This is a genomic window from Sulfurimonas sp. (assembly GCF_014859695.1).
Taxonomy (GTDB): Bacteria; Campylobacterota; Campylobacteria; order Campylobacterales; family Sulfurimonadaceae; genus Sulfurimonas.
The window spans coordinates 1-4,798 of the sequence record NZ_JACUTS010000106.1; the positions used below are offsets into that span (position 1 = coordinate 1).

Consider the following 4,798-nt stretch of genomic DNA (forward strand, 5'->3'; position numbering starts at 1 on the left):
ATGAGTGAAATAAGAATGTTGCTTTAAGTGGTCTTGACAAATGGGGACGTTATAAGTTTCTAGGTTTTTTATTGGATTTTCACTAGCCCAATGTTTTAATTTTTCTATCCAAACTTCGTTGTTATTCATTTTTAGATTTCCCTTTCTTATTGTCATTATCCCGACTTTTATATTTTTGTGATGGCTATTTTCATATCGTTATAACGAAAGATGTTAGGTTTAATCATCGTTAGGTGCTGACCTACATTTAGGTCTATCACCTGATCGGTCGCTATATACAAGGTTTTTCTTGTGTTGGGATAGTTACTTGCTGCTTTTAATATATTGGCTATCTCATCGGGCTCTTTCTTGTAATGAAGATGCTCCTGTATTGCTACGTGGTATTTGATGAAATAAATACCAAACATTGCAGCATAATTGATGTCAGATGCATAGTTGGTTAGCTTATCGTACACACTGCTTATATGGTGATGTTCCATCTTCATTTTATGCCAATTTTTACACTGAACCAGATTGATAGATTGACTATTTGGTGAAATGACGATAAGGTCAACACCTCCATCGGCAACTCCTCTGATAAGCCCATTGTAGATGACAAAATCCCCTTTAGACTCAAATTCTTTACCGATTTCCTTATCAATACATTAATGCCATCTTTTCTTCAAAAATAAGCAAAATGATGGTTTGAAGGCTAAATAAAAAATATTTCTTTCAGGAGTATCAATTTTTAGATTTTATACTCGGTAAAATTCTTTAAAATCAAGTCTCATCTTTCTATCGACAAATTTCTATTTCGTGATTTGGGTTTAACTCCGCCGTTGACATTAAGTAAACTTTTTGATTTGCTTAGTGCTAATTTTGCATTTTGATTTGTGGTTGTTAGGTTATTTTTCATTCCTTCTCTCTCTAATCTCATTAGAAATAAGTCCGCATACTTAAGATTTATATCTATGTATTCTTAAATCATTGACTTAAAGAATAAATCTAATTCTGATGCTTGTTCATAAATGAATTTATGATTTCTTCTTGTTCTTTAATTACATCTTCTTTTTTTCTGGCACAAATTTGTGTTTTACCATTTATTCCATCTTTCAAAAATATAACAGAGATTACTGTACCATTAATCATCATTTCGAAGTTAGCAGATGGTGTACCATCATGACTTATGTGAGCACCTCTATCTTGTGCAAATCTTTTGGCTGCTTCCCAATAAATTGGTGTATCAATCCAATCTTGATTTAGCCTGCTACTAGCAATATATGCCCTACCTATTGCATCTTTGAGAGTTACTTCTCTTCTAGCAGTACCAGTTAATAGTCTCCAAACGACCCATATTAAAATTAGTCCAATAATCCATTCCATGTATTTTCCTTTATTTAAGATATAGTATATTCATCTTGCCAATGAACTTCTATCAATCGTTTTTTATTTTGATCAAGAAATGACTCTATTATAATATGACCAACTTCCTCATTGTATATACGAGTACCAACAATTTCATTTTCATAATTAAAATCTCTGTATTCAACTAATTCTGTTTTTGAAATTTTTCTAAATACTCTTAATACTGTTTCAAAAATAATCCAATCTTCAATTACAGCTGTTTCAGCAGAACTTTTATTTACAATAGAAGTTCTACTCTGGCAATATTCATTATAGTTCTTATATTTTTCTTTATGTGATAAAAAGTGTTTTACTTTTCTCGTTTCAACATCTACTAAATACATTATAGTATCTTCTACTCTTCTTCCTGGACCATTAAATAACTTGCTAAAAAACCCCATATATATCCTTAATATTTTATACACTATTTATTAATTTAAATAATAACTAAGTATCTTTACTTAACTTTTTACTTGAATACCAATGCCCTAAATGCTTATATGTAAAGTCAAATTTAACTGATACAGTAACTTAATACGATATCCAATTACCACTTAACAACAAATATGTTCAACTATTATTTACTATTTAAATTTTGGTATTTGTTACAAAAGGTTCTGTATGATTTTAAAATACATTATCATTCAAATTCTCTCTTGCTACTTGGATCTTTTCTGAGTATGTGCAAGTTGGGTAGTTTTCACACCCTAGAAATTCACCATATTGCCCATTTCTTTTTATAAGATGCCCATTACATGTTGGGCATAATTTTGACTCAAAATCACATTCTTTACTTATACATTTTGCAACTCTGTTTTCTAAATCTTTTTTTACTTCACTTTCACATTGAGGGCAGTAATGTATATTTTCAGTGTATTTACATCTTGGGTAATTGCTACAACCATAGAAATGTCTTCGTCTGTCTTCATGGGTTGTATTTTTCTTAAGAATTCCCGTTTTACACTCTGGACAATGTATCAACTCTACACCAGCGTCATTCATAAAGTAAATTTCATCTTTATAGCTTTCTATTAGCTCTTCTACAAACGATGATTTTTCATATTGGTTGCTTAGTAAAAACAATGTTCCTTTTGTTCTTGTGAGTGCTACATAAAAAAGTCTTCTCTCCTCAGCATCTTCATAATCGTCTCCAGGTGGTACAACAATATCTAAAATTGGATCATCCACAATCTTTGATGGGAATCCGTACTTGCCATGATTTAAGCCAAAAACTATCACATAGTCAGCTTCATTTCCTTTTGAGCCATGAACTGATGATTTTTCTATAGTTAAAGTTGGATAGTATCCAAAGCTTAAGTCATTCAATAAAAAGTTATATCGAGCCAAGATTCTTACTGTTTTTGTCTTTTCTCTTTCTTTTTGCACAATTTTTTTCAAAATTTCCTCAATATCTTCTTGATTTTTCCCTGTTGACCAGTACAAGCAAATACTAAATTTGTTTTGTTCTTGAGTCTTTACTGTTTTAATCTCTTTTTGAAGTTGATTTGGATTTTTTTGTATAAAGTCCGATGCAACACTTGAGATAATATTGTCAAATCTAAATGTATAATCCAAGGCTACGGCTTGTGAGATACCAAATGTTTTTTCAAAATCTTGAATAATTTTAATGTTGCTTCCTGCAAATCTGTTGATTGATTGCCAATCATCCCCAACTGCTGTAATAGAGGTATTGTTTAAAGGTAGAAGTGATTTTATAAGCATTGCTCTTGTTGTGGAAATATCTTGAAACTCATCAATAAATATATGCTTAAAACCATGTCTATACTTGCCTTTTTCTATATTATTCAAAGCTTCTACAATCATATCGTCAAAATCTATACAGCTATTTCTCTTTTGAAATTCTTGATACTCTTTAAAAATAAACTCAAATAATCTAATAAACAGACTTGAGCGTTCAACCTCTTTTGATTTTTCTTTAATGCCTTCTAGTGTGTGCCTATTTGACTTAAAGTGACTTAAAAAAGTTGTAAATAAACTTGTAAATTTACCGCTTTCAATCGGCTCTTTTAAAAGCTCATGCAATTCAGCTTCAGTAGGTTCTCTAAAATGCACATTGTGGGCAAGTAGTTTCTCTTTTAGGAGTTGCAGTCCTCGCCCTTCTAAAAACTCATAGCTAAATGTTTCAATAAGCGTAGTTTGATTTTTATTGTGTAACTCTCTTTTCCACTCCATACCATCCAAATATTTCTCTCTATCAATGTAAGAAGCAGTGTTTCCTTTTCTGTCTATACCAAAATGCTCGATATATATTCCATAATCTGGCAAATAAAAATCTGGCTTGTATTGTCGCCTATCGGTCGTATAAGTTTTTATTTCATAAGGCTCTTCGTATAAATATCTAATCCCATTCAGAGTGAAAAAATTTGCAATCAATAACTCTTGATAGCTTTTTACAGTCTCTTCTTGAAGTGTTATAAGTTTTTCTTTTTGTTCATTACTCCTTATTTCAACTTCATGCTTGAGAGTCTTCATATCAAAATCTTTTTGATAATCATAATATTTACCAAGACTATTAAACTCCGACTCATTTTTGTAAGGAATACTAAAATAAGCAATAAATTGAGTGAATTCTTTTAAAAATGTTCCCATGGAAGCAAGTAGCTTAAAGATACTATCTTTTATAAATTTATTCATATTGTTTGGAGATTCAGACATAGGACATATATCAAACCTTCTAGCCATAGATTGAGCGATTATTTGTAATCCATAAGCATGAAAAGTATCGATTTGTAATCCAAAAGCGTTAGCGGTATTGTTTTTAACAGGGATACCTTTTTTTTCAAATCTTTCTTCCAGCTCTTTTTGAGCATTTTTATTAAATGCTAATATAAGAATTTCATTTGGATGTAAAATATTTTTTTTAATTAAATAGCTTACTTTTGCTACAACAACGCTTGTTTTACCAGAACCTGCACCTGCTAAGATTAAATTGTTGTTTTCATTCACAAGCACCGCTTCTTGCTGCTTTTTTGTTAAAGGTTTTGATTCTACTGTATCGAAGAAATTTTTTTCACTAATCATTTCATTTTTCACAAAAGCATTGTTTTTATTTTTGATCCAAGCTACATCATCGCTAGAAAATACTATAACTTCTGGGATAAAATTTTTTACTTTACTATGAGTTAAAAATTCATCTTTTAGTTCAATAATACCTTGGAACTCATCTTTTAAGTTTTTTCTTGTGTAGTCATTAATATATTGATTTTTAGCTAGTTGGAGAATTTTTATTTGAAAGCTTGTGAGTCTATTTTTAAATAATTCAAGTTTAATATCAAATTCATTTTCAAGTTTTGAAATATCTTTTTTAAGTTGTTCAATTTTTTGAGCATTGCTCTTAAGTTTATAATGTCCCCACAAAAACAAACCACTTAATACAACATTCTTATTGCATAAG

The 4,798-nt window shown here is 30.2% G+C and carries 4 protein-coding genes; all 4 read right to left on the bottom strand.

The genetic code is table 11. The annotated features are described in order from the left end of the window. Positions 1–167 precede the first annotated feature (167 nt). On the bottom strand, positions 168–485 hold the full coding sequence (locus IBX42_RS11200) for a hypothetical protein (RefSeq protein WP_294932964.1): 318 nt from the start codon (positions 483–485) through the stop codon (positions 168–170). Between the two features lie 499 nt (positions 486–984). Then, on the bottom strand, positions 985–1,362 hold the full coding sequence (locus IBX42_RS11205) for a hypothetical protein (RefSeq protein WP_294932966.1): 378 nt from the start codon (positions 1,360–1,362) through the stop codon (positions 985–987). Positions 1,363–1,376: 14 nt separating this feature from the next. Continuing rightward, entirely contained in the window at positions 1,377–1,784 is a 408-nt protein-coding gene (locus IBX42_RS11210) for a hypothetical protein (RefSeq protein ID WP_294932968.1), read from the bottom strand. Positions 1,785–2,010: 226 nt separating this feature from the next. Beyond that, a partial coding sequence (locus IBX42_RS11215) for a UvrD-helicase domain-containing protein (protein WP_294932970.1) occupies positions 2,011–4,798 on the bottom strand: 2,788 nt, incomplete at its 5' end.